Source organism: Bradyrhizobium sp. 132 (genome assembly GCF_023074185.1).
Classification (GTDB): Bacteria; Pseudomonadota; Alphaproteobacteria; order Rhizobiales; family Xanthobacteraceae; genus Bradyrhizobium.
On record NZ_JADPKY010000103.1, the window covers coordinates 25181 to 52059 of the forward strand.

Consider the following 26879-nt stretch of genomic DNA (forward strand, 5'->3'; position numbering starts at 1 on the left):
GTTATTTCCCGCGAATGACTTGACGCGCGTAGGTTAGATGCGCTTTGCCGCTCCGTGGAATGGCCGGGCGGCTCGGAGTCATGTCCGGGCGGATCAAGGGGTGACGGATGTCGGAGGCGGACGCAGCGGACTTGTTGAAAGCGATGGTGCCGCTATTCAGAATCCGCCCTGTGTTCGAGGATTCCTGCAGATTTGGCGGCAGCTGGGAGTCGTTACACGCGCCGAACGGCAAGGGATGGGCGCAATTCCACATGGTCACGCGCGGCTCCTGCACGGTCGAGAGGCCTGGCCTGGGCTCGCAGCGGCTCGAAGCGGGTGACATCCTCCTCCTGCCGCATGGCGACAGTCACGCGGTCCGAAGCCAGATCGGAGGCGCTGTCGCGCAGATATCGACCGAGGTCAAAAACGGCGTCCGCCAGCGAGCGACGATCGACGCTGACGCCGATACCGAACTCCTGTGTGGCCGGTTTCTGTTCGAAACGTCGGACCGGAACCCCCTGATCGCAGCTCTTCCCGACGAAATCATTGTCCGCACGGCGGGCGAGCCGCATCTGGAAAGGTTTCGGCACCTGTTCATCGACATTCGTGACGAGCTGGATGCAGGAAGGGTTGGCTCGGAGGTGGTCGCGGCCGACCTCGCAAGGGCGCTGTTCGTCATGATCCTCCGCGACCATCTCGCCGACGATGCTTCCGGGAATAGTACGGTGTCGCTCTTGCGGGACCGCATAACGGCTCGTGTCGTGTCCGCGATCCTCGACGATCTCGCCCGGGACTGGACGCTCGACGAGATGGCGGCGGTCGCGATCTCCTCGCGCGCAAGTTTGGTGCGCGCCTTTCGGAAGCGCGCAGGCATTGCTCCAATGGCGTTCCTTGCCGATTTGAGGCTGACGATCGCGCGCCAACGGTTGGCCGGCACCTCTGATCCGATTGCGAGAATCGCAGGCGAGGTCGGCTATGCATCCGAAGGCGCGCTGAGCAAAGCCATCATGCGCAGATACGGCATGCGGCCCGGTGCTCTGAGAATGGCGCAGCCAGGCGAAGCGCGATCCGTCACGGCGAAGACGTCGTGATCTACCGCAGAGAGGCCGCCTGACGCTCAGCCGGTGCGCAGGCGCACAACCGATTGCGGCAGAGAGGCGAGAAACAACACCGCGCAAACGCACAGCAGGACGATGTCCTTGAACAGAAATTCGCCGGTCAGATTCCACGCCATTGGATCGGATGAAAGGCTCCATTTGACGACACCAGGCGTGGTGAAGAAGAACGACCACGTGATCGCGAAGGTCACCATGCCCATGAACGAGCCGAGGGCGGACGAGACCGGGCTGAAGCTGCCTGCCGCGAGCAGCCCCGCGATCACGAATTCAGCGACACCGAGGAAATATGCCTCTCCCCTCAAGCCGAACACCGACAGCCAGGAGATGATCGGGCTATTAGTGATGAACTGAGCGATGCCCTGCGCGGATTGCGGCGTGAATTTCTGCATTCCAAACGATACGAATATGATCACCATGACCCAACGGAGAATGGCGAGGGGACGATAGGAACCGCCCCCATTTTCAGCGACGTTGAATTCCTTCATCCGACCAAGTCTCCCCGGATTGCACATCCATCAGCTCTGCAAAATACGTTCGCTGAAGCTGTACGAAGGGGAGCTTCGGTCGTTACCCGTATCGGCGGGTTCCGCAGATCACAGCTGCGTGCGATGTGCGTGTCCGCGCGGCCTACGGCTAACGCCGCCGTCGGCGCATTGATGTGCCATTGGGCACCTGCGGCGTCTTACCTGAAATACCCCAGCACGAGATCGACATCCGCGCTGCCGGCGACCGTGCCGTTCAGCTCGGCGTCGATGACGCGCCGGCAGGCTTCGATGGCGACGTGGTCACCGAGGTCGTTGGCGGCTTCCAGCACGAGCCAGGCGGCGTCGACCGAGGCCTGGTCCGATGCTCCGCCGGCATCGACGTTGAGGTTCTTCTTGCGAACGGCGGTGCCGAATTGAGGTAACATTGCAGATACTCCCTCTCGCTCAGTGCACCTGGAGCTCGGGCTGACGGCCCGCTTCGGCGCCGGCGCTGTTCTTGCGCGACTGATAGCACTTCAAAACGCTGCGTGATGTCTCGATCTTGAGCTTGCCGAAATCGCGTTCGTTGTCGTGAAGCTCACGCGCCGTGATCAGATGATCCTTGGCGCCGAGGAACAGCAGCGACATGGTCGTGTCCCAGGAGAAGTCGAGCGCCTTGCACAGCACCAGGATCATCTCGCGATTGCGGTCCATCATCGCACGCTCGATCACGTCGACCGGCAGCGACGACAACAGTGACAGGCCGATCTGCACCTCGTCGAGCCGGTGCTGGCGCGCGTAGTTCGAGATCGAGTCCTGATTGAGGTTGCCCTGCCGGTACTGCGTCGTCACCACGCGCTTGGCGACGAAATAGCTGCGCGAGGACGGACCGAACTTGGACTGCAGGTCGCCGGTGACCCCTGTGACCGAGCTCTGGATCTGCGCCATCATCTCGGGCCGCTCGGTCTCGAGCCGGTGGCGGACGTCTTCCGACGCCTTCGAGATGAGCTGCTGGAAGATGTGGCGCGGCACGTCCTTGCGCAGGCCAAGCTGCTCGGCAAGAATCGAATCGCCCTCGGCGCGGCGGACCATGTGGAGCAGGCCCGAACCGGAGAAGCGCGCGCCCTCGTTCCTGGCAACCGACGTCACGACCGCCTGGTCGCCGCGCTTGACCAGCACGTCGGTGACGGCCTCGCCGATCGATGTGCGCTGGGCGATCGCGAGCAGGTGCGACTGGCCCTTGGTCATGGCGCTCTCGACCAGCATCTTCTCGTCGATGCGCGTGGAGTCGCGCAGCACGGGACCGGCGACGGCGATCTCGTCGTCGAGGGCGAGCTTCTCGATGACGTTGAGCGGGGCGTGATCGCACGCCGACATCAACTCCGAGAGCTGCGCTCGCGCGGCGACCTCGATCTCGTCGGCGAGCCGGCCGATCACCTCGCCGAACGTGCTGATCTCGTCGTCGCTGTAGCGGCCGGTGATCAGAATGTCGGTCGCATGCCACAACGCCTTCGCCCGGCTTTCGTCGGAGCCGCGCGCGATCGCGTCGTCCAGATCCTGCAGAAGTGTTGTCGCCCCGTTCATCTCGATATCCCCAGTTCTTGGCGAACCGTCCCGCCTGTGCTGCGCGACGCCGAATTCCTCTGGGAGCCAGACTAGGGAACAAACGCGCAAATCCGGTAAAATCGGCAGAGCAGTTTTGCCGAGCAAAATTCAATAAAATGCGAGGGAATTCATTTAGGCCCGCGTAACATCGCGCGTCGCTCGGGTCTGCCCGCTCGTTACGGATTCGACGGCGTCAGAACCAGCGGCGGCTTTGGCCTGGGCTTTGCGGGCGGCGGGCCCGGGGCCGGCCTCACGTCGATCGGCGGAGGCAACGGTGCGATCTGCTGGCTTGCAAGCGGCGGGCTCGGCGCTGCGGGAGCTGCCTGCGGCGCCTTCGGCGTCGGCGTGACCCTGATATCGACCTTGGGCTTCGGCGGCGGTGCACGGCGCGGATCGCGGCCGGGCATCGGTACATCCAGCAGCGGCGGCTCCGGCGCCGGGTCTGGCGAGACCAGTGTCGGCAGCGCGGCGGTTGCCGGCGGCGGCTCGCCGCGCTCGATCGCGTCCAGCCGCCGCGTTTCGCGGTCGATCATGCGCACCGCCAGCCATGACGACAGCGGCCCGAGATCGACGGTGCGGCTGAGCCTGTCCGGCGGACCTGCCGCGAACAGCTGGATCTCCGGCGGCGCGCCGGACAGCCCGGTCATGATCGGCGTCAGGCTGGCGCGGATGTCGGCCTGGTCGGCGGGGATGTCGTAGCCGCCGGAGACGATGGCACGCGCGTTCTTCGCCTCTAACGACGTGGCACCGACGCGCAGGCGTCCGTCGCGGATCGTGAACGGGAACTGCGCCGAGGCCACTGCAATCGGGCCTGCCGACAGCGCGGGCTCGACCAGCTGCCGCAATCGATTGTCGTCGGCAACCTGCCCGCCGTCGCTGGCCCGGATCGCAATCTCGAAGGCGCGGGGATTGAGGCCGGCGATCTCGGCGGACTCGAGCGTCACCGTGCCGTTGCCGGCGAGCGCACCGGTGAGCGCTGCGACGCTGCGGCCCTGGCTGGTCAGCGCCATCTGCGCCGAGGCGCGTCCCTTCGGCAGCGCGAGGTCGCGATAGCGCAGCACCGCCGCATCGACATTGCCGAGCTCGATACGCGCGTTCAACGTCAGACCATTGGCGCCATTGCGCGCATCCAGGCTCGCCGAGATCTGGCCGCCGCCGACGCCGCCCTTGAGCGCATCGAGCGCGAGCGACTGACCGTCGCTCCGGATCGTACCGCCGAAGGGGCGCAGCTCGATGCCGCCGGGCAATGTGCCGTGCAAGGCCTGGAAGGCGATGCGGCCGCGCCAGCCGCCGAGAAGCCCCGCACTCAAGGGATCGCCGCCATCGTGTCCGGCCGCGCCGATGGCCATCGCGAGCGCGGGCACGAGGTCGAGCGTGTCCAGGCCGACTTCGCCATCGACGCTCTTCTCCTGATCGAGCGTCACCGCCAGATGGCCGCGCAGATGCGAGCCGACCGCGCTGCTGTCGAGATCGTCGAAAGTCAGCCGGTTGCCGGAGAAGCCGACGCGCGAGGACAGGTTGACGGTCTGGACCGATTTATCGGCCGGGCTGATCCCGAACAGCGGCGCCAGATTGGCATTGCGCACGCGCAAATTCACGCTGCCTTTCGGCTCCGACAATTCGACGCTGCCTTGTGCGTCCGCGTCCAGCCCGCCGCCGCTGAGCTTTGCGTTCAATTGCAGCTGATGGCGCCACGCGCCGCTCAAGCGGCCTTCGAACCGGGAAGCGCCCTCGCCTGCAGCCACTACGCGATCGAGCCCGAGCAAGCCCAGCAATGCACCGGCCTGCGGTGTCGAGACTTTCGTGTCCAGCGTGAAGTCGCTGTTGCGCAAGCGGTCGACATCGATGCCGTTGACGGCCGCTACGGGCATCTGCGCGGCCAGCGTCGCGGTGGCCTTGAGCTGCGGCGCGTCGAGGTCGAGTACGACGCGCGCGTCGTTGCGATCGGCATGCTCGGCGTTCTTGTCGAGGCTGAGGTCGAGCTTCAGGCGCGTCGCGCCGGGCAATGACGGAATGGCGTCGAAGCGCGCGCGCACCGAAGGCGCAAACGGCTCGAGCAGCGCCGTGAGCTCGCGCAGCGAATTGCCGGAGGATTTCAGCGCGAACTTGCCCGTGGCCTTGGCGCGGTCGAAGCTGCCGCTCGCTTCCGTGGTCACACCGCTGGCCTGGCCGAACCGCAACTGCTCCAACGACAGCGCCGCCGGACCGTAGCCGAGCTTCGCCGCAAACGGCCGCAACTCCTGGCCCGCCGAGATCGCGCGGCCGATATCGAGCGAAAGCTTCGCTTCCTCCGGCCATTCTCCTTGCGGCCCCGCGAGCGCGCGGACAAAACTTGCGGCGGAATCGAGGTCGAGGCGGTCGGCCCTCAGCTCGGCGTCGATCCGCGAGCCCTTGCTCGCGCCGGTCTGGGCGAAGGCGATACGGCCTTCGACCGCGCCGCCCTCGATCTCGGCCTTCAGCCTGTCGATGGCGAAATGGTTGGCGGCGATGGTCACGTCTCCGGCAAGACGCAGCGGCCGCGTGCTGCGGCGGTTGACCTCGCTGCGGCCTTGGAGCCAGGCCACCAGCGTATCGGGATCGGAGGAATCGACGCTGAGACGGCCGCTGAAGCTGTCGGCGCCGGGCGTCGCGCCGTTGAGCGAGAGCTGCGTCATGCCCGGCGCGCGCAGCTCAAGCCGCTGGAAGGTCCAGGACCTTCCGTCGGTCTGAAGCTCGGCCGTGATGTTCTGGAGCGGACGGCCGCCGAGCATGATCTGGTCGGAGTTGAACTCGATCTGCGTCGGGATCGGCGCCTGCGGGATTGCGGCTAGCCCTGCGCGGAGCGCCGGGAGGATGCGCTGCGGCTCGTTAGCGTCCTTCGCCGTGAGCTTGTCGGCATCGACCTGGCGCGCCGACAGCACCGCACGCAGCAGCGGCGAAGCGCCGAACTTGATATCGCCGACGCCACCGAGCTTCAACGCGGTGTCTTCGGGGCCGAAGCTGGCATCGACCTGCTCGAACTTGGCGCCGGCCGGATCGGCCTTGAGTTTTGTCGTGAGCTTCCAGGGCATCGGCCCCGCTTCGCCCGGCTTCTTCGCCGCGGGTACGGCGAGCGTCAGCGCACCGTCGAATTTCGGAAGGCGATTGTCGAAGGCGAGCACGCCTTCGAGATCGGCCAGGATGGCGCGCTCGCCGGGATCGATGTTGAGGTGAAGGCGGGTGGCGTTGCCGTCGGCGCTCGGGCCGGAGGAGACGCGGAACGGATAGCGCACCCCGGTGGCGGTGAAACTGCCGTCGCCGCGGACCGAGCCGGCCAGCGAGCGCACGTCGCCGGAGAAGGTGATGTCGCTCAGCTCCAGCGTCGAACGGCTGGCGGCATCATGCAGGGCGATGCGGCCGGTGAGGTTCAGCCGCTCGATCGCCAGCGAGGCCAGATTGAAGCTGCCGCTCGCGACCGATGGCAAATCGACCCGCCCGCGCGCGTCGAGGCCGAGATCGACCGCCATACCGTTGACCGTAAGCTCGGTGGCGCGCCATTCACCGCGCATCAGGGAGCTCAGGCTGAACTCGACGTCGAGCTTGTCGGCGCGCAGGCGGCCGAGATCGTTGTTGCCGCCGAAGGTGACCGCGCGCAACCGCAGCGTCGGCGCCGGCAGGAGCCGCGCGTCGAGCTCGCCCGCCACCCGCACCGGAACGCCGATGATCCTGCCAGCCTCCGCCTCGAACTGGGGCCTGAACTGGTTCCAGTCGACGAAGTAAGGCCCGATCAGAGCGGCCAGCAGCGCTAGAATAAAGGCAATCGCCAATCCGAGCAGCGTCGTCTGCACGGGTCTCCCCTCGGCCAAACCGGATGCGGGCCTTGCCTGAGCCTTAGGGCCTCAGACGTACCGGAACAGCCCCTTATATAGGGGGAAGTGTGGCGAAGTCACAGCGACTGTTGCGCGCGGAGGTTAACGCCGGCAGCTATCACCAGCTCGCGGGCAGCCGCTTCAGGCCGCGCAGCACGAAGGTGGGCCGCCATTCCGGATTGTCGACGTCGTCAATGCGCAGATCCGGCAGCCGCCGCAGCAGCGTGGCGATGGCGATCTCGGCCTCGATGCGCGCCAATTGGGCCCCCAGGCAGAAATGGATGCCGCCGCCGAACGACAGTGGCCTCACATTCTGGCGGGTGACGTCGAGCCGGTCGGGGCGGTCAGGATAGACCGCCGGGTCGCGGTTGGCCGAGCCCAGCAGGCAAAGCACGGTCTCGCCCTTGGGGATCCTCGCGCCGCCGAGATCGTCGATATCCTCCAGCGCGACCCGCCCGGTCATCTGCACCGAGGAATCGTAGCGCAAAAATTCCTCGATCGCGCCCACCATCAGTTCCGGCCGTGCCTTCAGGAGCGCGAGCTGATCCGGATTGCGATGCAGCGCAAGCAGGCCGTTGCCGATCAGATTGACCGTGGTCTCGTGGCCGGCGCCGAACAACAGGATGATGTTGGCGGTCAGTTCCTCGTTGGTGAGCTTGTTGCCGTCTTCCTCGGCCTGCACCAGCTGCGTGATGAGATCGTCGCCGGGGTTGCGGCGGCGCAGCTCGAACAGCTGCTGGAAATACATCTGCGCCATCATGTTGCCGGCGTTGCCGTTCGCGATCTCCTCCGGCGAGAGCGGCACGGGGTCGAGCAGCCGTCCGCCGTCGCGCGAGCTGCTATAGAAAGTCTCGCGATGATCCTCGGGGATGCCGAGCATGTCGCAGATGATGGTGACAGGCAGGCGGAAGGCGAAGTCCTCGATCAGGTCCATGTGGCCGCGGTCGATCACGGCGTCGATGGTCTGGTCGACGATCTCCTGGATGCGCGGCCGCATGTCCTCGACGCGGCGGGCGGTGAAGGCCTTCACGACGAGACCGCGCAGGCGGGTGTGGTCGGGCGGATCAGCCTGCAGCATCCAGTGGCTCATGCTGCGGAAGACCGGCTCCTCCATGATCTTCTCACTATAGCGGCGCCTGGAACGCTCGACGAAATCCTTGCCGAAGCGCTTGTCGCGCATCACGAGGCTGACATCGGCGTGGCGGCTGGCGACGAACTGGCCGAACGGCGTCACGTGGATCGGAAAGATCGCGCGGAGCCGGTCATAATGCGGATAGGGATCGCGGATGAAGTCCGGTGACAGCGGATTGAACAGCGGACCGCCGGCGCCTTGCACGTGCTCGTTCATGGTGACCTCATATCGGTTGCCGCATGAATCGAATACGCCGGGCAACCCCTCTTGCGCAGCGTAACCATCCCCGAATTATAAACTCGATACATTGTTGTATCGAGTTGCATTCTGCCCTAAACTGCTCCGATGTCAAGGGTGAGAACCAGGCCGACCAGGGACGACACGCGCGACAAGCTGTTCGAAGCGGCCGCGCGAATGTTCGAGGAAGACGGCATCGGCGGCGCCAGCATCGAGGCGATCGCGGCAGCGGCCGGCTTCACCCGCGGCGCGTTCTATTCCAACTTCAAGAGCAAGGACGAGCTGATCATCGCCATGCTCGAGGATCATGTCGAGCAGTCGATCCGGCGCAACATGGACATCCTCGCGCAGCACGACAATCTCGACGATTTCATCGCGGCGCTGAAGACGATGGATCGCACAAGGCAGGATCCGCTCGGCCGTTCGCCGCTGCTGCACATGGAGATGATCCTGTTCGTCGCGCGCGCCGAGAAGCGCCGGCCTGAACTTGCCAAGCGCCTGCGCGCGCGGCGCAAACTGGTCGCCGACATCGTCGAGGCCACGCTGAAGAGCAACGCGAAGAGCGACAAGTTGAATCCGCCATGGATAGCCTCCGTCGTGCTGGCCCTGGAAGACGGCTTTCGCCTGCACCGCCTGATCGATCCGGAGACAACGCCGCCCGACAGCTTCTTGCGCGCGATCACGGATTTGCGGCGGAGGACGGGGTTGTCGTCGGATTAGGACGAGCTTCAGAATTCTGTCGAGCTTTCACGTGCGATCGGCCTTGTAAATGGATCAACCGCCGCTCAGCGTGCGGCTGACACGGGTCACGATCGCATCCCACTGCCGCTTCTCGGCGGAAGCCCAATGATAGCGTCGGAACGCTCGTTAGGCCGCCAGCGTCTCGTCGACGCGTCCGAGCGCTCGACGAAGAGCTGCAAAGCAGTCCGGGTCGATTTGGGTGCCGATCGTCTCCGCCATGATCGCAAGAGCTTTCGTGACCGGCATCGCAGCGCGATACGGCCGGTCTGCGGTGAGCACGTCGAAGATATCTCCGGTCGTGATGATTCGGGGTGTCCAGGCAGATCTGGTCTCCCGCGAGGCCACGGGGATAGCCTTTGCCGTCCAGCCGCTCATGATGCGCGCCGGCGATCGGGGCGAGTTCGCCAAACGCGCCGATACGGACAGAATTGCTTCCGAATGCCCGAATGCGCGGAATGCATGTGCATGACCTCCCATTCGGCTTCGTCCAGCTTGTCGGGCTTGTCGAGGATGGCGTTGCTGGCGCCGAGCTTGCCGATGTCGTGCAGCAGCGCAGCACGCTTGAGCCAGCGTCGCCGCTCGGCAGTGAACTCCAGCTGCTCCGCGATTCATATCGGGAAAGAGCGTCACGCGCTCGCTGTGCCCGTGGGTGTAGGGACTCTTGGAGCCGACCATTGTTTGCGAGCGATCCAGCCGAAGGTCGCGCCCTCCGCCGACCGCTTCGCCGTCTTTTCAATCTCACCGGCCGGATGGATGTCGAGAACGGTCAGCGCAGTTCTATTGCGCTAGTGTCCATGGCCGCGATCAAGGATGCGATCTCGATTGTCGCGAAATTGCAGAAGCTGTCGGAGACCGCATAGGGGAAGATGATCTTGTCGCGATGGCGCATCGCGCCGCAGGTATAGACAACGTTTGGAACATATCCTTCGCGTTCGGAAGGGTCTGGGCGCAACAGGGGCTCGCGCAGGCGGCCGAGCACCTTCGACGGGTCCCTTTTGTCCAGCAACGCGGCCCCGATCGAATATTTTCGCAAAGGGCCGACGCCGTGCGTGAGCAGCAACCACCCTACGTCGAGCTCGATCGGTGATCCGCAATTGCCGATCTGCACGAATTCCCAGGGGTATCGAGGCTTCAGAATCGGCTGGCCGCCATCCCACGTATGGAGATCGTCGGAAAAGATCAGATAGAGGTTTTCGTTGTCCTGGCGCGCGATCATCGCATATCTGCCCTCGATCTTGCGCGGGAATAACGCCATGCCCTTGTTGCGCGCGGCATTGCCCTTCAAGGTCGAGAGCCGGAACGATACAAAATCGGACGTCTCGATCAGCTCCGACCGGATCGCGCGTCCGCTATAGGCGGTGTAGGTCGCGTAGTAGATCTTCTGTCCGGCGTTGCTGAATTGCACAAAGCGGGCATCCTCGATCCCGTTCGACTGCGCTTCGGTGACCGGAAAAATCACCCGCTCGCTCAGATCTTCCCCAGCCGCGAACGTAACGTCAATCTCGTCGCCGCCGGCGCCCGATGTCAGCCTGACGAGATCGGGGCTGGATGCAAGACGCCCCGTCGGGTCGATGGTCACGGCCCCGTCTGCCGCAATAAGCCCCGAACGAAATGTCAGGGAAGACACATGACCCTCGCCGACGGCACGAAGACTTAGGATGAAGCGGAGGCTGCCGTCCGGCGTTCCGGACTGATCGGGATGTGGCACGATACTCGGATTGAACAATGCCGAGGCCTCGAACGAATATTCGTTGAGAAAATAGGCGCCCGCGAGTTGCCGCTGGACCTTCGTGAATACAGCATGGTCGGCCAGCGCCTGTTCCATTTCCGCGGCGCGTGCCTCGAAGATCTGCAACAGGTTGCGGTGACGGCCGAGAAAATTCTCCAGAACGTCGGCCAATTGCCGGTCGGCCGTCTCGGGATCGAGCGCGAGAACCCGTTCGACGATATGGTTGGCGCGGGTCTTGTCCGTCGGATTGAGGTCGCGCGGCTCTGTCGCCGGCTTGAATGGCCGAACGATGACACGGGTCGGGTCCGGCCGCAGCTGAAGGGCTTGGCGTTTGAGGAAGGGAGATTGCGACAAAACGGCCTCGATTGGTTGAAGGAGGAAATCGTAATCGGCGCCGTCAAGCGACCAGAGGAGCAGGCTTGGCCCGGCTTTCGCTGAGGCGGGCAATCTGCCGAATCTCGGAAAGGCCAAGCAGATACGACACCACCGATTCCCCGCCCCGATTCTCATTAGGACGATCGGGGTGCAGGCCATCCCGGCAGCTTCCGGTTTCCAAATCGACCAGCGAGGCCGACAAATCGTTACTGCCAAGAAACCACGCGAATACCCGTGCCGCTTCGGCTTTCCACTCGACATCGTGATCGGCCCGCCACGCGGCGAGGCATGCCGCGATGGTCGCCGCGGCTTCCAGCGGCTGCTGGTCGAAGGCTTGCGGCGGTCGGCGTCGATCACCGAATCCCGCCGTGCCGATCGGGCGGAATTGGCCCTTCGCTGAGGTTTGCCGCTTCACAAGCCAGCGCAGCGACTCCAGCCCGATATTGACATAGCGCGATGTCTTGCTGGCCAAGCCGGTAATGATCAGCGCCTGGGACAAGCGGGCGTTATCGTAGGCCAACCCGTCCTCGAACCAGACCCAATCGCCGGTTGCCACGGTATCGAAGATCAAAATCAACCGATCGGCAAGCACGGCACGCAGGCGGGTCGCCTGGAAATCGTCCGGAACAGCCGAGCAGTAAGCATCGAGGCCCAGCAATACGAACGCCCACGCACGGGGCGAACGAAAACTTTCCACTGTCACCATCGCTTCGGAAAACAGCGCCGCGGCCCATGAGCGCCGCGACGGGCTGGCATCGGTAAGCGCGCAGACGCCCAAGGCCCAGAGCGTGCGTCCGTGGCTATCCTCGGACCCCCTGTCCTCCAACCAGCAGCGGTTGAAGCCCATGAAATTGCGAAACCGCCGTGTATCCGGATTCCAGGCGTGCTGGACGAAGGCGGCAAATCGCGCCGTCAGGGCTTCCGGCAGACGCTCTTCGCCCGGATTGTTGAGCGCACAGGCCACGAGCAGTGCCCGGGCGTTGTCGTCGACGCAATAGCCGTGGGCACGATCCGGCACGCTATGAACGGCATGCTGAAACAGTCCGGTGTCGTCGCACATCGACAGGAAATGGCCGAGCTGCATTTCCGGCGGGGCGCGGCTGTCGCGCAGCAGCGTACCAGTATCCGTGCGCGCAATGGTCTTGAGCCGATGCCGGCGGCCCGCGTTCTCGAATACCGACATATAGCGTTCGGCGGTTCTTTCCCACGTCATCGCGCGGCTGCTCGAATAGGCGCGCTTGCGCATCGCCTGCCGAAGCACGTCGTTGGTGAGCAGCTTGGCGATTTCGATGCCAAGCGCTGCCGCATCGCCAAACGGAACCAGGATGCCGCGGCCATCGGCTAATAGTTCGCGGGCATGCCAATACGGGGTTGAAACCACGGCTTTACCGAGGCCAAAACTATAGGCAAGCGTGCCCGACGTCATCTGGGCTTCACTAAGGTACGGCGTTACGTAGACGTCGGACATCGAGATGAAATCGAGCAGCGTTTTCTTGTCGACGAACTGATCGAGGAACACCACGTGATCCTCGACTCCAGCCCGGCGCGCGTGCGCCATCAGGGCCTCACGATAGGCTTCGCCCCGATCTCGCACGAGGTTGGGATGCGTCGCACCGAGCACGACGTAAACGGCGTCGGGTCGGGTCTTCAGAATAGAAGGCATCGCATCGATCATGACTTCGATACCCTTGTTCGGCGACAGCAATCCGAACGTCAGGATGACCGACTTGTTGCTGAATCCAAGCGCAGCCTTGGCCGCGTCGGGTTCGACAAACGCGAACTCCGGGATGCCGTGCGGGATGATTTCGATCTTCTCGTCAGCCACGTGATAGACGGAGCGCAACAATTCCCGACCTTTTTCAGCCATCACGACGACCTTGGACGAGGACTCGACGATGCGTGCGATGACATCGCGCTGAGCCTCTGTCGGCTCTGACAAGACCGTATGCAGGGTTGTCACGATCGGTATGGTCAGGCGCGACAAGAGCGCCATGATCTGACCTCCGGCTTCGCCGCCGAAAATGCCGAATTCATGTTGCAACGAAACGGCCTCGAAGCCGCCGCTGTTCAGATAAGCGGCCGCACGGACATAATCATCTTGCCGGTCGTCGTTGATCTCCAGGCCCACGGTGGCAGGATAATCGTAGACCTGGCCGTGATCGGTCATCGCGACGATGACGGTTTCCAGATCGCCCCGGGACGCCGCAATGGCGCTCTGCAAGTCGGTGGTGAAGGTCGCAATGCCGCAGCGGCGGGGAAGCGAATTCCCGATGAATGCGATACGATTTACGGTAGCCAATTTGGCGTCTCCGATTGTTTGAGCGCGGCGGTCTCGAAGGGGGTCGGGACCAGGGCGCTGGGAAAAGCGTGCGGTACGCGACTGGCGCTCGCGGCGCTGCGTTCTATTAACGCGGCAGGGTTTGCCTTCGGGCCGGGATAGGCCAGCAGCGCTTTCAACCCGTTCGCACCTACCTCGATTTCCGCATGGTCGGCTTCCAGGAAAAACGCGTCCCCCGGCGCGAGCCTCGTCGGGCCGAGTTGGGCGTGACCTTCGATCGCCAGCAGCCAAGTCTCTTTCGGTGCGTCGAGCATCCAAACGGAGCCCGGAGCAAGGTCAGTTTGCTCCAGCGCAAAATAAGAATTGACGGTGAGGACCGTTCGCGCGCCGCTCAGACGTTCGGAAGGCAATTGGATTTTGCGAGGGCCTGCCGTTGCCACCGCGACGGCATTGTCGATGTGCAGTTGGCGCTCTCGTCCATAGTCGAACAGCCGGAACGTGGCGTCGCTGTGCTGCTGGATTTCGACGAGCACGATGCCAGCGCCGATCGCATGAATGGTTCCAGCAGGAATGAAAATGAAGTCGCCTGGATGAACCGGCTGCCAATGCACGATATCGGCGATCGAGCCGTCAGTGACCGCGGTTCGCAACTCGGCGGCAGAGCGCGGATAGTTCAGTCCCACCGCGACCTGCGCACCGGGGACCGCGGAGACGATGTACCAGGCTTCGGTCTTGCCGTTGGCAAGCCCGATCGCGTGCGCGAACGCATCATCCGGATGAACTTGAATCGATAGCGGCTCGGTGGTGAAGAGCATTTTGAGCAGCAACGCCGTCTTCGGCGCAGCAAGACCCGGGCGCTCAAACCACAATTCCCCGATCGGGCCGTCGCCGGTCGACGTCTGGCTCCAGGGACGCAGATCGAGGCTGCCCCAGGGCTTCGGCCTGGCTCGCACGATAGCATGTTCGATCGTCAAGCGGGCCTCCCAAAGGCTGTGGCATCAGTCGGTGACCGTGCGTGCCGGGCGCGGGCCGGTCCAGGGCGGGAGCGCATCCCATTCAGCCCTTCGCATGCGGCGTTCTTCGTCGCCGACCTTGACGAAGACAAACGGGGCGTCGTCCTGCCCGGTCTTCGATCCAGTGAATGTGGCTGGAAGACCGTTAGAGTCTCGGACAGCTGCTGTATTTGCCAAGTAACCTCCTGACCGATCTGCGTGCGAGATCGCTGCCGCAGATCAATCAAAAATGGAGTCCCGATGCATGAGGCCGACACAGCGACGGGCAAAACAAGGAAACCGGGCAACTGCACCGGAGGTACCAGCCACTTCAGGAGATTTGTATTTAGGGGTATCAGACATCCGACCGCCTTCGTGGTTGAGGCGGGAGCGCAATGCTCTCAGTCACCGATAACTACCTGGGGCGGGCGGTGATCTCAAGCATATAGGAACGTCGTCGCCCAATAGCGAGACGAGAGCATCGATCAGATCGGCTTTATTAGCTGTATCTTTGTGTTGGCATTGCTCTATGGTCACGCGACCTGACGTCTGAGTTGACGGGGGCAATTGCTCGATTCCAATCCTGGCCGGCTGATCCCCCTTTTCGGAAGGGTTTTCGGCTATCGGATGCTGCATGGTTTCAACGGATCATTTCCGGCAAGAGATTCGATCCCGGCTCGAATTGGCGAGCGCGCAAGGCCGGCAGAACCTGACTATCGAATGTGGCGAGCTTTACCGGTCCGTGAGCAAGCTGCCCCTTTTGAATCGATTGATGATCTTCTGCTGCAATGCCATGCGCGCCGAAATGGCCTTGACCGATCATTTGATTTTCGATGACAGGAACGCAAGCTTGCTGACCGTTCACTATGCATTGCCACGTCAATGCCGACCAAAATCAAACCAGGTACGATCGAAGTAACGCGTTCACGGCGAGCTGCCCTTGTCCGCGGACATGGCACGCCTTCGGGATGCAAGCCTTCGGGATGTAAGCCTTCGGGATAATTGGCGCCGAGAGTACACGCCCTACGCCGACCGCTTCACCGCAGCCGCGTCAACCGGCTTGACATCAAGCCTGCCCAGCATCGCCCTCGCCTGCTCAGCGCAGTGCTCGATCAGCCAGCGCTCGAAGGCTACTGGCGCGAGCGCGGGTGCGTAGAGGAAGCCTGGCACGACGTCGCAGCCGAGTTCGGCCAGCACCTTGCGCTGCGCCTCGGTCTCGACGCCTTCGGCGACGACGGTCATGCCGAGGCCCTGGCCGACGCGCACCACGGCGGTGGCGATTGCGAGGGCGCCCGCGTCGCGCTCGATGTCGCGCATAAAACTGCGGTCGATCTTCAGCTCGCGGATCGGCAGATGCGCGAGCCGGCTGAGGCTGGAATAGCCGGTGCCGAAATCGTCCACCGAAAGCCCGACGCCGAGCTCCCGGATCGCGTTCATCGTCTCGAGCGCGGCGACGCTGTCCTGCATGAACGCGCCACGTGCGGAACCTATTTGGCGCCGGTTCCCGCCTGAAGCTTGCCGGCCACCGCGCGTACCTTGCGCGGCGCGGCCTGCCCTATCGAGAGCGCCGACAATCCGCTCACGATGATGGCGATGCCGAAGGCAAGCGTGTAGTCGCCGGCCCGATCATAGAGCAAGCCGGTGACCCAGGGTCCCGCCGCGCCGCCGGCCAATGCCGCCAGCATGATCGTGCCGAAGATGCTGCCCTGGTGCTTGCCTTGAAAAATCTCGAACACCACCGCGCCCATGATCGAGGTGAGGCCGTAGCCGAGCGCGCCTTGCGTGAACACCATGAGATAGACCAGCCACAATGAAGGCTGGAATTTCAGTGCCATCAGCGCCGCGAAAGAGATCGCAAAGCCCGCGCAGCTGATCGCCCACACCCATTCCCGCCCGATCCGGTCGGAGACATGGCCGAGCAGGATCTGGCCGGGAATGCCAAGCAGGCTGACGATGCCGAGTGCCCACACCGCGACGTTCGCGCTGAAGCCGATGTCGAGCAGGAATTTGGTCTGGTGCACCTGAACCGCATACCAGATGTAAAGGCCGCAGAAATAGCCGAGCGCGATCCACCAGAACCGCGCAGTAGCGACCGCGCGCCGAAGCGTCCACTCGGTACCAACCCAGGCGGGATCGACGATGTTGGAGACGGGCTTTGCGGCACCCGCGGCCGGGGCGGCATCGCCGTCCGGCTGGAGGCCGATATCCTCGGGCCGCCTGTGCAGGAACAGATTGATCGGTGCCAGCACGATCAGGATCATCAGACCCATCGCGGTGCAGGCGGTGCGCCAGCCGGTCTGTTCGATCATGTGCTGCACCCATGGCAGCAGCGTCACCGAGCCGATGCCGACGCCGGCGAAGGCGATACCGATCGCGAAGCCGCGCTTGCGGATGAACCAGTTCGGCAGGAACAGCGATTGTCCGGAATAGCCGAGACACACCGAGCCGGCGCCGACCATGACGCCGATGGTCACGTAGAGATGCCAGGGTTGGCTCGTGAGCGGCGCAAGCAGCAGCCCGCCGCCCATCAGAACCACGCCGAGCTCCATCACCGCACGCGGGCCGGCGCGGTCCATCAGCCGGCCGATCAGCGGGCTGACCATGCCCGACACCACGAAGCCGAAGGAGAAGGCGCCTGCGGTGACGCCGCGCTCCCAGCCAAATTCGGAGATGATGGGAGGAAAGAACAACGAAAAGGCTGTGCGCGCGTTGACGCCGATGGCCATGGTGACGAAGGTCACCGCGACCACGACCCAGCCGTAGAAGAACGGAAGCCGCATTGTGTGTTTCATCCCTGGACGGTCCTTCGGACCATCCGGGAATGACCGGGTCAAGCGCTTTTCGCGCATGCCCGCTGAGCAAGGCGATCGCATTTGAAGGGCAACTCGGCGAACAACTACCCTGCGGCCATCCTTCGAGACGCCCGCTTGGGGCGGGCTCCTCAGGATGAGGACGGAGTGTACGGCAGCAGTTCAACAGGCGCCGATGCCGCTTAGCCTCATCCTGAGGAGACGCGAAGCGGTCGTCTCGAAGGACAAGGCGCGCGCTCAGGCGGCGTTGAGCTGGGACGGTTCGACGGGCACGTCGAACAGAATCCGCTCGATCGGCTGCGGGCGGCCAAACAGATAGCCTTGCGCGAAATTAACGCCGAGCGCCTTCAGCCGCTCGTACTCCTCGCGGGTCTCGACGCCCTCGGCGGTGACCGACATGTCCAGCCCGCGCGCCAGCGTCACGATCGAGGAGATGATCGCGGAGCTGCGCGGCAGATGCGTGAGGTTGCGGATGAACGATTTGTCGATCTTGATCTTGTCGAACGGGAACGCGGTCAGATAGCTGAGCGACGAATAGCCGGTGCCGAAATCGTCGAGCGCGAGCTCGATGCCGATACTCTTCAACCGCTCCATGAAGGCGTGGTTCTCGACCCCGCGTTCAAGCAGTACGGATTCCGTGATCTCGATCTCCAGCCGCTGCGGCGGCAGCCCGGAATCCGCGAGCGCCGCGCTGATCATCTCGAACAGCTCGGCCTCCTTGAACTGGATCGGCGACAGGTTGACGGCGAGTGCGAGGTGGGAGGGCCAGCCGGCCGCGTCCGCGCAGGCGCGCCGCAACACGAATTCGCCGAGCGGCACGATCAGTCCGGTTTCCTCCGCGAGCGGAATGAACTGGTCCGGCGGAATCAATCCGCGGCTCGGATGCCGCCAGCGCACCAGCGCCTCGAAACCGCGCCGCGCGCCGCTGAGGGCGTCGACGAACGGCTGGTAGTGCACCTCGAGCTGGCACTGTGCGATGGCGTCGCGCAAATCGCCTTCCAGCGTGTTGCGGGCCTCGAGCTCGGCCGACATCGCCTTGTCATAGATGGTGAAGCAGTTGCGGCCCGCCGATTTCGAGCGGTAAAGCGCAAGGTCGGCCTTCTTCAGGAGCTGCTCCTGGTCGCTGCCATGATCGGGCGCGATCGCAATGCCGATGCTGGTGCCGATCTCGACGCGGTGTCCGGGAAGCAGGAACGGCTCGGCCACGAGCTTTGCGATTCGCCCGGCGAGTTCGGTCGAGCAGACGCGCTGATCCTCGCAAGCCTCCTGGATGATGGCGAATTCGTCGCCGCCGAGCCGGGCCAGCACGTCGCCGGTGCGCAGCGCGGATTTCAGCCGCTGTGCGACCTGACGCAGCAGTGCATCGCCGGCACCGTGACCGAGCGAGTCGTTGACGTTCTTGAAGCGGTCGAGGTCGAGCATCAGGATCGAGAAGGTCGGACCGCCGTCCTTCAAGCGGCCGTTGAGCTCGTCGAGCCGGGCGAGGAAGAAGGCGCGGTTCGGCAGTCCGGTCAGGATGTCGGTCTGGGCGAGTTCGAGCACACGCCGGTTCGCCAGCGACAGCCGCTGCGAATTGCGGCTTGCGAGCCTGAGATAGATCGAAAGCGACAGCGTCAGCAGCATGCCGACGATCAACACCGCGCCCGCGCGATCGTACGTCGTCTCCAGCGAGCCGCCGGCAGCCGGTATCGCGCGCACTTGCCAATCGGTGTCGCCGATCTTGAGATTGCCCGACCAGTGCAGGGCCCGCGCGACATCTCGCATCGACTGCGGCGCCGTGGCGGCCGACGAATAATCCGGCAGCATTTCCTCCAGGCTGACGATCTGCCCCGTGAACGGCGGATAGACGTTCACGCTGACCGCGGGGCTTGCGCCGGTGGTCACGCGAATGGACTGGATCAGCAGCGGCAGGTCGAACACGCCGACGACGAAGCCGGCGAGATTGCGGCGCCGGTCCACGACCGTGTCGCGCGACGTTGCCTTGGCGTAGACGGGAATGGCGACGAGGACGTCGGGCAGCCGGCCGCCCTCCTTCGGCTCGTAGAGGCGGGTGCGAATGGCCGCGACCCGATCAGCGTCGCGCGCGCGCTCGAGAACCGCGCGGCGCTCCGGAACGGTCGCGTAGTCCATGCCGTAGATCGAAGACGTCTTCGGCTGGGTCGAGTAGAACACCGGAAAATACTCGTCGCTCTGCGGCGCGCTCGCGAACGCATCGCCCTGGAGCGACTTGATGCGATAGCCGGACACACCGTCCGCGATCGCCGCGGCCTCGTATTCGGCACGCTCCTTGCGGTTCACGCGCGGCACCCACGCGATGCGCAGCATGCCGGGATGGCGTTCGAACAGGCGGGCGCTGAAGGTCTCGAATTCGCTGCGGGTGATCTTCTGGTTGGTCGATTCGAACAGCGTGCGCAGCGCGACGAGCCTGGAGATGTACTCGCCCATGCCGTTCTGCATGACGATCGCTTCGGTTTCGGCCGCGTTCTCGAACTCGATCTTGTTGACGCGGTCTTCCCATCGCGCCACTGCGGCCGCACCCGCAATCGAGAACAGAAGACCAATTCCGACCGCGACGAGCGCAGGACGATACAGCCCGAGCAGCGGCGCGGCACGCCACCATCCGGTCATACATCCCCGATCCTGATCGTTCTGATCGCGACCGCCCATTCCAGAAACTGCCGTCCCCTCTCCCGGTCAACCGAACCTCTGGTTGAGCCGCCGGAGCCACTATCGGAACAGGACCGCGGTTAAGAACTGCTCAATTTCGGAACCCGGGCGTTCCGCATGACCCGGCTTAGTTAATGAAGTGCGGGATGATGCGAACTTTGTCGAAGTAAGTTGCCGGTTTCCCCGGAGTAGTACGGAGCCGTCGATACATCGCCGATTCATCCTGCGGAGATAGCTTTCCCGAAGCTCTTCCCCGCACCCGGCAAGACTTTTCCCGATGTATCGCGCGCGCGAGCCTGCTGCGCGCCATCAACGATATCGGCCGCTTCGACGTCAGCGGCAGCACCGTCACCGTCACCGTCACCGTCGGCATGCGCATGATCGAACCGAAGGTGTTTTTGACGGTGACCCAGAAGGACGGGACGTTCAGAGCGGTGGACCGGCTGTAGAGCCGGATTTGACGAGACTCGCCTACCGCTTCGAAAGAGATGCGTTCCCTCCCGTTGTGGGTCAGGGCCATCGCATAGAAAGAAACATATGGCTGGAAGCTCGACTGCGGCCATCCTTCGAGACGCCCGCCTGCGGCGGGCCCTCAGGATGAGGGATGAGCATGCGGCAGCATTTTCAACGCAGATGGATGCAGCTGAGCCTCATCCTGAGGAGGCCGCGAAGCGGTCGTCTCGAAGGACGAGGCGCTCGCTCAGGCGCCGCTGAGACGTCATATGCGATAGCCCTGCCTACAAGGGGAGAGCGAACGGAGAAGCGTGCGTTTAGTCGTGTGCCAAGCTCAATTCGACCTCAACAGATCACGCTCGCAGTCGATCAGGGCCGCCGCGTCCAGCGCTCGGCGTTGACCGCGCCCTGCGGAATCTCGCCTTTGACGATCGCTTCGACCTGGCGCACGGTTTCCAGCGACTGATATTCGATCGCCTGCGGCGTCAGCCCACCGACATGCGGCGTCGCGATGACGTTGGGAAGCTTCGCGAGTTCCGGCGCCGGCATCTGGTCTGGCGCGCGACCGACATCCATCGCAGCGCCTGCGATGCGGCCTTCCAACAGCGCCTTCGCAAGCGCCGCCTCGTCGACGAGGTTGCCGCGCGAGAGATTGACGAAGACGGCGTGCTTCTGCATGCGCGCCAGCGCCGCCTGCCCGATCAGGCACTCGGTCTCTTCGTTCGCAACCGCAAGGCAGACGACATAGTCCGACCCGGCAAGGAGATCGTCGAGACCGACCTGGCGGATCGCAGCATCACTGACTGTCGCAAACGGATCGGAGACCAGCACCTCCATGCGCAGCACTTTTGCCACCTCGGCGAGGTAACGCCCGATGCTGCCATAGCCAATGATGCCGATCTTGCTGCCGGCGAGCTGACGGCCCATCCGCGCTTCCGGCTGGCGGCCGGCCTGATAATCGGCCGTCGCCCGCGATACGCCGCGGGAGAGATCGACCATGAAGCCGAGCGCGAGCTCGGCAACGGCTTGCACGAAGCCAGGCCCGGCGCGGGTCACGAGCACGCCGGCGTTCGAGGCCGCCTCGACATCGACGTTGCGGATGTCGACGGCGCAACGGACGAAGGCGCGCAAGCGCGGCAGTTGCGCAAAGATCTCGCCGCGGCCCTCGGTCATGCGATCGGCCACGATGATGTCGATATCTTTCGCGGCGCGGACGAGGCCGGCGGCGTCCAGCGTATCATCGCTCTCGTGCAGGACCACCTCGGCGGTCGCGCGCAGGCCGCTCAGGCTGCGATCACCGTAGTAATTGCGGCGCATCTCCGGCGTGTGGGCCAGCAGGACTTTCACGGCAAGACTCCTTCAGTAGCCGAACGCGCGCGGCAATGCCGTGCTGAGCCATGGCACGAACGCGATCACCAGCAGGCAAAGGAACAACAGGCCAAGATAGCCCATGATCGGCTTCACCGTCTGCTCGATCGGCACGTTGCCGATCAGGCAAGCGCCGTAGAGCCCGAGCCCGAGCGGCGGCGCGAACAGGCCGATGCCCATCGCGATCACGAGCACGACGCCGAAATGCAGGGGATCGATACCGAGTTGCACGGCCACCGGCAGCAGCAGTGGACCGAAGATGATCAGCGCAGCCGCGCCTTCCAGCACCGAGCCCATCACGATCAGCACGCCGATCGCGAGCAGGATGAACAACCAGGTGCCGCTGGTCTTTGACAATCCCAGCATGAAATCGCCGACCGCATGCGGCACCTGCTGCAAGGTCAGCGTGAACGCCAGCGATTGCGCTGCGGCAACGATGAACAGCACGAGCCCCGCGCGCGTCGCTCCCTGCACAAAACTATGCGCGGCCGATGTGAAGCTGAGCTCGCGGAACACGACACTGCCGACGACGAGTGCATAGGCGACGGCAAAGGCCGAGATTTCCGTGGCGGTGGCAAAGCCGCTCTTGAAGCCGAAGAAGATCATGAAGATCAGGCCGAACGAGGCGATCGCGCCGCTCCACAGCCCCGACACCGGCATCTGCGGCTCGACGTCCTCGGTAGCAGCGGGAGTCTTGCCGAAGATGATGGAGACGGCGATCAGGGCCAGCGCCATCAGCGCCGCCGGCAACAGCCCTGCGACGAACAGGCCGCCGATCGACAGGTTCGCGACGAAGCCAAGGATGATCAGGTTGATGCAGGGCGGAATGGTCTCCGCCATCACCGCGGATGCCGCGAGCAGCGCCACCGCGCCGCCCGGATTCTGCTTGGAGCGGCGCGCAGCCGGGATCAACACGGAGCCGACCGCGGCGACATCAGCCATCTTCGAGCCGGAGATGCCGGAGAACAGCACCATCGAGGCCACCATCACGACGTTGAGGCCGCCGCGCATGCGCCCGACCCCACGCTGCAACAGCTCGATCAGCCGCACCGACATGCCGTTGGCTTCCATAAGGTAGCCGACGAGGATGAAGAACGGGATCGCGAGCAGCACGAAATTGTCGATACCGCGCGCCATCTGCTGGGCGAAGATCACGCCGGGCAGCGCGCCCTCGACCCAGATGAAGACCAGCGCGGCCAGCGCCAGCGCAAAGCCGATCGGCAAGCCGCCGACCAACGTCGCGAAGAAACCGATCAGCATCAGCGTTCCCGCCGACGGCACCGTGGCGGGCGACAAATAATCCCACGCGAGATAGAGGCCGGTCACAACGGCAATTGCAACGAGACCTCTGACGATATCAGGGAGCGGCCTTGCGCAAAGATGGTCGATCGCGAACACCGTCATGAACAGCGCGCCGATGCCCATCGGATAGAAGGTCAGCTCCAGCGGCAAGCCAGATCCGGTGGTCTGGCCCGCCGTCAACGAGCCGAGCTTGATGGCGTTGTAGGCGACGTAGCCCGAGATCAGCACCACCAGCAGCGAACTCGCGGCGTCGACCAGCGCGCGTAGCCGCACCGGAGCCAGATCGCGAAAGAAGGAGACGCCGACATTCTCGCCGCGCGCGAGTGCGCTCGCCGCGCCGAAGAAGGCCGAGCCGACCATCAGGCCGCGCGCGACGTCGTCGGACCATTCGACCGGCGCGTTGAAGCAGAAGCGCAGCAGTACGGAACCGCAGACAACGACGAGATCTGCGGCGAGCAGGATGGCTGCGATCGCGTCGCTGACGCGAAGCAGCAGTGCGATGCTCCCGTGGCGGCCGCCCGAGAGGGAGGCGGCGCCCGTCATCGCCAGCTCAGATTTGGCCATTTCAAGCTTGCGTGGCGCGGATGATGTCGATGACGGGTTTGGATTCCGGCCGCGCCTTGATGAAGTTCTCGATCTGCGGCGCCACGCGCTTTTTGAAAGCCTCGCGGTCGCATTCGGCCACTGTCACGCCCTTCTCGGTCAAGGCCGACAGCGCCTCCTTCTCGACCGCGAGCCCATGGGTACGCGTGTCGGATGCGGCCTTCTTCGCGGCGTCGAGAAAGCCCTCGCGCAGCTTCGGATCCATGCGATTGTAGGTCACGTCGCTGAAATAGATCGCGAGCGGCGAGAAATTGTGCTGCGTCAGCGCATAGAATTTCGCAGTTTCGAAGAACTTGCTCGCCAGGATGGTCGGCGGATCGTGCTCCAGCCCGTCCAGTACGCCGGCCTGCAATGCCGTGTAGATTTCGCCGAACGCCAGCGGCGTCGCGGCGGCGCCCATCAGGCGCAGGCATTCCGTGATAACGGGATTTGGCAGGGTGCGGATCTTGAGCCCGGCGAGATCTTCCGGCGTCTTCACCGGCTTCTTCGCAAGGACGCTGCGTGAGCCGAAATTATAGGCCCAGGCGATGATGCGGACGTTGCTGCCCTTGAGCAGCGCGTCCTCGATCGGCTTGGCGGCGCCAGCGTCGAACGCCTTGGTCTGCTGCGGGAAACTCGAGAACAGAAAGCCGAGGTCATAGGTGCCGACCAGCGGCACCAGATTGGCCGAGATCGACGAGCCCGACACCATGAGGTCGATGACGCCGAGCTTCACCGAGTTGATGACGTCGATTTCCTGCCCCAACTGGTTGTCGGGAAAGAAAGCGACCTCGACCTGCTCACCGAGGCCGTTCGTCTTCAGGTTCTTCACGAGATTGTCGTAATAGACGCGGCCGTTGGCGAATTTGGGATCGTTCGGCAGCGAGGAGGAGCATTTCAGCTTCAACGTCGCGGCTTCGGCGCGGCCAATCAGTGCGGGGGAGAACACAAGGCCGGCGGCAAGTCCCGTCGACGACTTGATGAACGCGCGACGGTTCACGGGTACGATGGACATAATGCGGTCTCTCCCCAATTATTATTTTTTCGCGCCGCGGTGGTTGCCGCAACCCGTTGCGCGGACTGTATGGCCAAAGCGACGGCGCAGGCAAGGCTTGCGGCCGGCCGTCGCAAGGCGGCGTGCAGCGAAAAGCGACAGCATCAGCGCGCGGCGAAACAACCATGTTTTGTGCGGGATTCCCGATCAGATCGGCATGGGGCCCGAGGCTCGAAAGCATGCCTTCGCGCAGATCCCGAGATCAATCCAATTGGCGCATGGATCAATGCGCTATTCACATGGATGGCGCTAGAACGATGCTGCACCGGCTCTGGCAGACCTGCTGCCCCTTTTTGCCGCAGCTCGCAACGTGATCCAGTGCACAGACAGGCGCGTGGCGGCGACCTAGAAAAGGTGAGATCCTCGCGCGCATTGCCGATGGAGGAGACACCATGCCCCGTCCAGTCCTTCGCAATTTTTTCCTTGCCTCCAGCCTTCTTGCGCTCACGCAATTGACGACGCCGACGGAGGCCACGGCCGAAGCGCGGCTCGCGCTCGTGATCGGTCAATCGGCCTATCGCACCGTGCCGGAACTGCCCAACGCCGCCAACGACGCCAAGGGCATGACGGAACTGCTCGGCAATGCCGGCTTCACCGTCACCACGGCGGCCAATCTCGGGCAGAACGACATGCGCGCGGCGATCTCGGATTTCGCCGGCAAGGTCAGCGCCAGCGGCGCCGACACGGTCGCGCTGGTGTTCTATGCCGGCCACGGCCTCCAGATCGACGGCGAGAACTATCTGGTGCCGGTCGATCTCGACCCCAAGCGCGAGGCCGACATTCCGCTTCAAGGCGTGCGGCTCAACGATTTGCTCAACACGCTCGGCGCGCTGCCGACGCGGGCGCGCATCTTCATGCTCGATGCCTGCCGCAACAATCCGTTCCCGGCGCTCAGCGGCGCCGGCCACGGGCTTGCGATGGTCGACACCAAGGCCGGCGCGCCCGGCTCCTTCATCTCCTATTCGACCTCACCCGGCGCGGAAGCCGAGGATGGCTCCGGCATCGACAGCCCTTACACCACGGCAGCGCTGACCGTCGCCAAGCAGCCCAATCTGCCGATCGAGGAAGTCTTCAAGCGCATCCGCGTCGCCGTGGCGCAATCGACCGACGGACGGCAGATCCCCTGGGAAAGCTCGTCGCTGACGACCGACTTCAAGTTCTTCGGCGGCGACAGCAGCGGCGATCAGACTGCGCTTCCCGGCGCATCCTCCATGGCACTTGCGAGCGGCACGCGCAGCCTCGATGACTGGCGCAAGGATTTGCAGGGCAAGCCGGCCATGGTCGCCTATGAGATCGTGATCACCGACGACACCGTGCCGGCGTATCAGGCCTATATCGAGTTGTACGCTCAGGACACCCGTACGCCGCGCCTGCGCACGGTGCTGGAGCGCCGGCGCCAGATGCTGGCCTGGGAGCGCGCCACCGCGATCAACACCCGCGCCTCGTTCGAGGCCTATCTGGCGAACTGGGACAACAGCGATCTGGCTGCGACCGCACGCAGGCTGCTGCTCCGCGTGCAGAACCGCAACTACGTCTTGCCTGCTGTGGTCGCGGCCGCTCCTGTCCCGGTCGCAATCGCGATGGCGCCGACCTGCCCGTGCTCCACGCCCTCGATACCGGCAACACCCGTCAATCCGACGATCGCGCCTGTGATCAAGAAGCGCGTCGACGACACGCCGCCGAAGCGCAAGGTCGTCGACACGCCGCCCAGGCAGCGGCGGCCGCCGCCTGATGAAGTGATCTACGAACGCGCGCCGCCCCCCGGTCCGCCTCCCGGCGCCGTCATCCAAGGCATCGGCATCGGTGTCGGAATCGGCATGGGAATGGGCGGCGGCCGCGGCGGCGATTATCACAACGACCGCGGCCGGTACTGAGGCTTCCGCCCACGTCGAGAGAGATGTCCGCGAGCCCATGGTTTGCGGACATTTCTGTTGATGCGGCTCTCGTGCCCCGGACGCAGCGCAGCGCTCTTCGGCGGTGCGCTGCAGAGCCGGGGCCCATCCAGCAGCGAACTGTGCAGCATCCTGGGTCCCGGCACTGCGCCGCAACGCTACGCGCTGCAGCGCGTCCGGGGCACGAGAGAGTTGCGGATATTCGCCATCTGCCGCCCTCCGAGCCGGAATTGCTGTAGTCTGATCGTCCGACGCAGGCCTTGGGGATTCCACA

20 protein-coding genes and 1 pseudogene are annotated in these 26879 nt (G+C 64.2%); 3 read left to right on the top strand and 18 right to left on the bottom strand.

What is annotated here, in order from left to right; translation table 11 throughout:
* Positions 1–107 precede the first annotated feature (107 nt).
* On the top strand, positions 108–1070 hold the full coding sequence (locus IVA74_RS20385) for an AraC family transcriptional regulator (RefSeq protein ID WP_247347605.1): 963 nt from the start codon (positions 108–110) through the stop codon (positions 1068–1070).
* Between the two features lie 26 nt (positions 1071–1096).
* Here IVA74_RS20385 and IVA74_RS20390 read toward each other — a convergent pair whose 3' ends face one another.
* The 5 genes from IVA74_RS20390 to IVA74_RS20410 all read right to left on the bottom strand — a co-directional run bounded on the left by IVA74_RS20390 (position 1097) and on the right by IVA74_RS20410 (position 8341).
* Entirely contained in the window at positions 1097–1582 is a 486-nt protein-coding gene (locus IVA74_RS20390) for a DUF417 family protein (RefSeq protein WP_247347607.1), read from the bottom strand.
* A 197-nt stretch (positions 1583–1779) separates the two neighbouring features.
* On the bottom strand, positions 1780–2007 hold the full coding sequence (locus IVA74_RS20395; protein ID WP_247347609.1) for a hypothetical protein: 228 nt from the start codon (positions 2005–2007) through the stop codon (positions 1780–1782).
* A gap of 19 nt (positions 2008–2026) precedes the next feature.
* Complete coding sequence (locus IVA74_RS20400; protein WP_247347612.1) at positions 2027–3145, bottom strand: DUF2336 domain-containing protein; 1119 nt, start codon at positions 3143–3145, stop codon at positions 2027–2029.
* A 197-nt stretch (positions 3146–3342) separates the two neighbouring features.
* Positions 3343–6972 carry an AsmA-like C-terminal region-containing protein gene (locus tag IVA74_RS20405; RefSeq protein ID WP_247347613.1) on the bottom strand — a complete coding sequence of 1210 codons (3630 nt, stop codon included), beginning with the start codon at positions 6970–6972 and terminating at the stop codon, positions 3343–3345.
* A gap of 139 nt (positions 6973–7111) precedes the next feature.
* Positions 7112–8341: a cytochrome P450 gene (locus tag IVA74_RS20410; protein WP_247347615.1), complete on the bottom strand. Its 1230-nt coding sequence runs from the start codon at positions 8339–8341 to the stop codon at positions 7112–7114.
* Positions 8342–8470: 129 nt separating this feature from the next.
* Here IVA74_RS20410 and IVA74_RS20415 point away from each other — a divergent pair, with 129 nt between their 5' ends.
* Entirely contained in the window at positions 8471–9082 is a 612-nt protein-coding gene (locus IVA74_RS20415; RefSeq protein ID WP_247347617.1) for a TetR/AcrR family transcriptional regulator, read from the top strand.
* Between the two features lie 147 nt (positions 9083–9229).
* Here the strand turns inward: IVA74_RS20415 and IVA74_RS41200 are convergent, their stop codons facing one another.
* The 13 genes and pseudogenes from IVA74_RS41200 to IVA74_RS20475 form a co-directional block, all read right to left on the bottom strand.
* Positions 9230–9478 carry an HD domain-containing phosphohydrolase gene (locus IVA74_RS41200; protein WP_346730961.1) on the bottom strand — a complete coding sequence of 83 codons (249 nt, stop codon included), beginning with the start codon at positions 9476–9478 and terminating at the stop codon, positions 9230–9232.
* Entirely contained in the window at positions 9475–9711 is a 237-nt protein-coding gene (locus IVA74_RS41065; RefSeq protein ID WP_346730963.1) for an HD domain-containing protein, read from the bottom strand. The genes IVA74_RS41200 and IVA74_RS41065 overlap by 4 nt, the downstream gene beginning before the upstream one ends.
* A gap of 158 nt (positions 9712–9869) precedes the next feature.
* Positions 9870–11186: a glycoside hydrolase family 130 protein gene (locus IVA74_RS20425; RefSeq protein WP_247347619.1), complete on the bottom strand. Its 1317-nt coding sequence runs from the start codon at positions 11184–11186 to the stop codon at positions 9870–9872.
* A 43-nt stretch (positions 11187–11229) separates the two neighbouring features.
* Positions 11230–13506: a glycosyltransferase family 4 protein gene (locus tag IVA74_RS20430; RefSeq protein ID WP_247347866.1), complete on the bottom strand. Its 2277-nt coding sequence runs from the start codon at positions 13504–13506 to the stop codon at positions 11230–11232.
* Positions 13494–14459: a class I mannose-6-phosphate isomerase gene (locus tag IVA74_RS20435; RefSeq protein ID WP_247347622.1), complete on the bottom strand. Its 966-nt coding sequence runs from the start codon at positions 14457–14459 to the stop codon at positions 13494–13496. Before IVA74_RS20435 ends, IVA74_RS20430 begins: the two co-directional genes overlap by 13 nt.
* A gap of 658 nt (positions 14460–15117) precedes the next feature.
* Positions 15118–15342, bottom strand: coding sequence for a hypothetical protein (locus tag IVA74_RS20440; protein WP_247347624.1), 225 nt, complete (start codon positions 15340–15342; stop codon positions 15118–15120).
* A 158-nt stretch (positions 15343–15500) separates the two neighbouring features.
* Positions 15501–15953 (bottom strand): annotated as a pseudogene (locus IVA74_RS20445) (EAL domain-containing protein); the annotation flags it as partial.
* 11 nt (positions 15954–15964) lie between these two features.
* Entirely contained in the window at positions 15965–17257 is a 1293-nt protein-coding gene (locus tag IVA74_RS20450) for an MFS transporter (protein ID WP_247347867.1), read from the bottom strand.
* Positions 17258–17524: 267 nt separating this feature from the next.
* A complete protein-coding gene (locus IVA74_RS20455; protein ID WP_247347626.1) occupies positions 17525–19915 on the bottom strand; it encodes an EAL domain-containing protein in 2391 nt (796 codons plus the stop codon).
* A 166-nt stretch (positions 19916–20081) separates the two neighbouring features.
* The gene (locus tag IVA74_RS20460) at positions 20082–20474 is read right to left on the bottom strand and encodes a hypothetical protein (protein WP_247347628.1); all 393 of its coding nucleotides are present in this window, start codon (positions 20472–20474) and stop codon (positions 20082–20084) included.
* A gap of 302 nt (positions 20475–20776) precedes the next feature.
* Positions 20777–21754, bottom strand: coding sequence for a hydroxyacid dehydrogenase (locus tag IVA74_RS20465; protein WP_247347630.1), 978 nt, complete (start codon positions 21752–21754; stop codon positions 20777–20779).
* A 12-nt stretch (positions 21755–21766) separates the two neighbouring features.
* Positions 21767–23620 carry a TRAP transporter large permease subunit gene (locus tag IVA74_RS20470; protein ID WP_247347868.1) on the bottom strand — a complete coding sequence of 618 codons (1854 nt, stop codon included), beginning with the start codon at positions 23618–23620 and terminating at the stop codon, positions 21767–21769.
* A 22-nt stretch (positions 23621–23642) separates the two neighbouring features.
* Entirely contained in the window at positions 23643–24674 is a 1032-nt protein-coding gene (locus IVA74_RS20475; RefSeq protein WP_247347633.1) for a TRAP transporter substrate-binding protein, read from the bottom strand.
* Between the two features lie 431 nt (positions 24675–25105).
* Between IVA74_RS20475 and IVA74_RS20480 the strand changes: the two genes are divergently transcribed.
* Positions 25106–26587: a caspase family protein gene (locus IVA74_RS20480; protein ID WP_247347635.1), complete on the top strand. Its 1482-nt coding sequence runs from the start codon at positions 25106–25108 to the stop codon at positions 26585–26587.
* Positions 26588–26879 lie beyond the last annotated feature (292 nt).

What these genes read in the sequence shown, in the direction of transcription:
- IVA74_RS20385 (WP_247347605.1), top strand. Translation starts at nt 108, where the DNA reads ATGTCGGAGGCGGACGCAGCGGACTTGTTGAAAGCGATGGTGCCGCTA.
- IVA74_RS20390 (WP_247347607.1), bottom strand. Translation starts at nt 1,582, where the DNA reads ATGAAGGAATTCAACGTCGCTGAAAATGGGGGCGGTTCCTATCGTCCC.
- IVA74_RS20395 (WP_247347609.1), bottom strand. Translation starts at nt 2,007, where the DNA reads ATGTTACCTCAATTCGGCACCGCCGTTCGCAAGAAGAACCTCAACGTC.
- IVA74_RS20400 (WP_247347612.1), bottom strand. Translation starts at nt 3,145, where the DNA reads ATGAACGGGGCGACAACACTTCTGCAGGATCTGGACGACGCGATCGCG.
- IVA74_RS20410 (WP_247347615.1), bottom strand. Translation starts at nt 8,341, where the DNA reads ATGAACGAGCACGTGCAAGGCGCCGGCGGTCCGCTGTTCAATCCGCTG.
- IVA74_RS20415 (WP_247347617.1), top strand. Translation starts at nt 8,471, where the DNA reads ATGTCAAGGGTGAGAACCAGGCCGACCAGGGACGACACGCGCGACAAG.
- IVA74_RS41200 (WP_346730961.1), bottom strand. Translation starts at nt 9,478, where the DNA reads ATGAGCGGCTGGACGGCAAAGGCTATCCCCGTGGCCTCGCGGGAGACC.
- IVA74_RS20450 (WP_247347867.1), bottom strand. Translation starts at nt 17,257, where the DNA reads ATGCGGCTTCCGTTCTTCTACGGCTGGGTCGTGGTCGCGGTGACCTTC.
- IVA74_RS20455 (WP_247347626.1), bottom strand. Translation starts at nt 19,915, where the DNA reads ATGACCGGATGGTGGCGTGCCGCGCCGCTGCTCGGGCTGTATCGTCCT.
- IVA74_RS20460 (WP_247347628.1), bottom strand. Translation starts at nt 20,474, where the DNA reads ATGGCCCTGACCCACAACGGGAGGGAACGCATCTCTTTCGAAGCGGTA.
- IVA74_RS20470 (WP_247347868.1), bottom strand. Translation starts at nt 23,620, where the DNA reads ATGACGGGCGCCGCCTCCCTCTCGGGCGGCCGCCACGGGAGCATCGCA.
- IVA74_RS20475 (WP_247347633.1), bottom strand. Translation starts at nt 24,674, where the DNA reads ATGTCCATCGTACCCGTGAACCGTCGCGCGTTCATCAAGTCGTCGACG.
- IVA74_RS20480 (WP_247347635.1), top strand. Translation starts at nt 25,106, where the DNA reads ATGCCCCGTCCAGTCCTTCGCAATTTTTTCCTTGCCTCCAGCCTTCTT.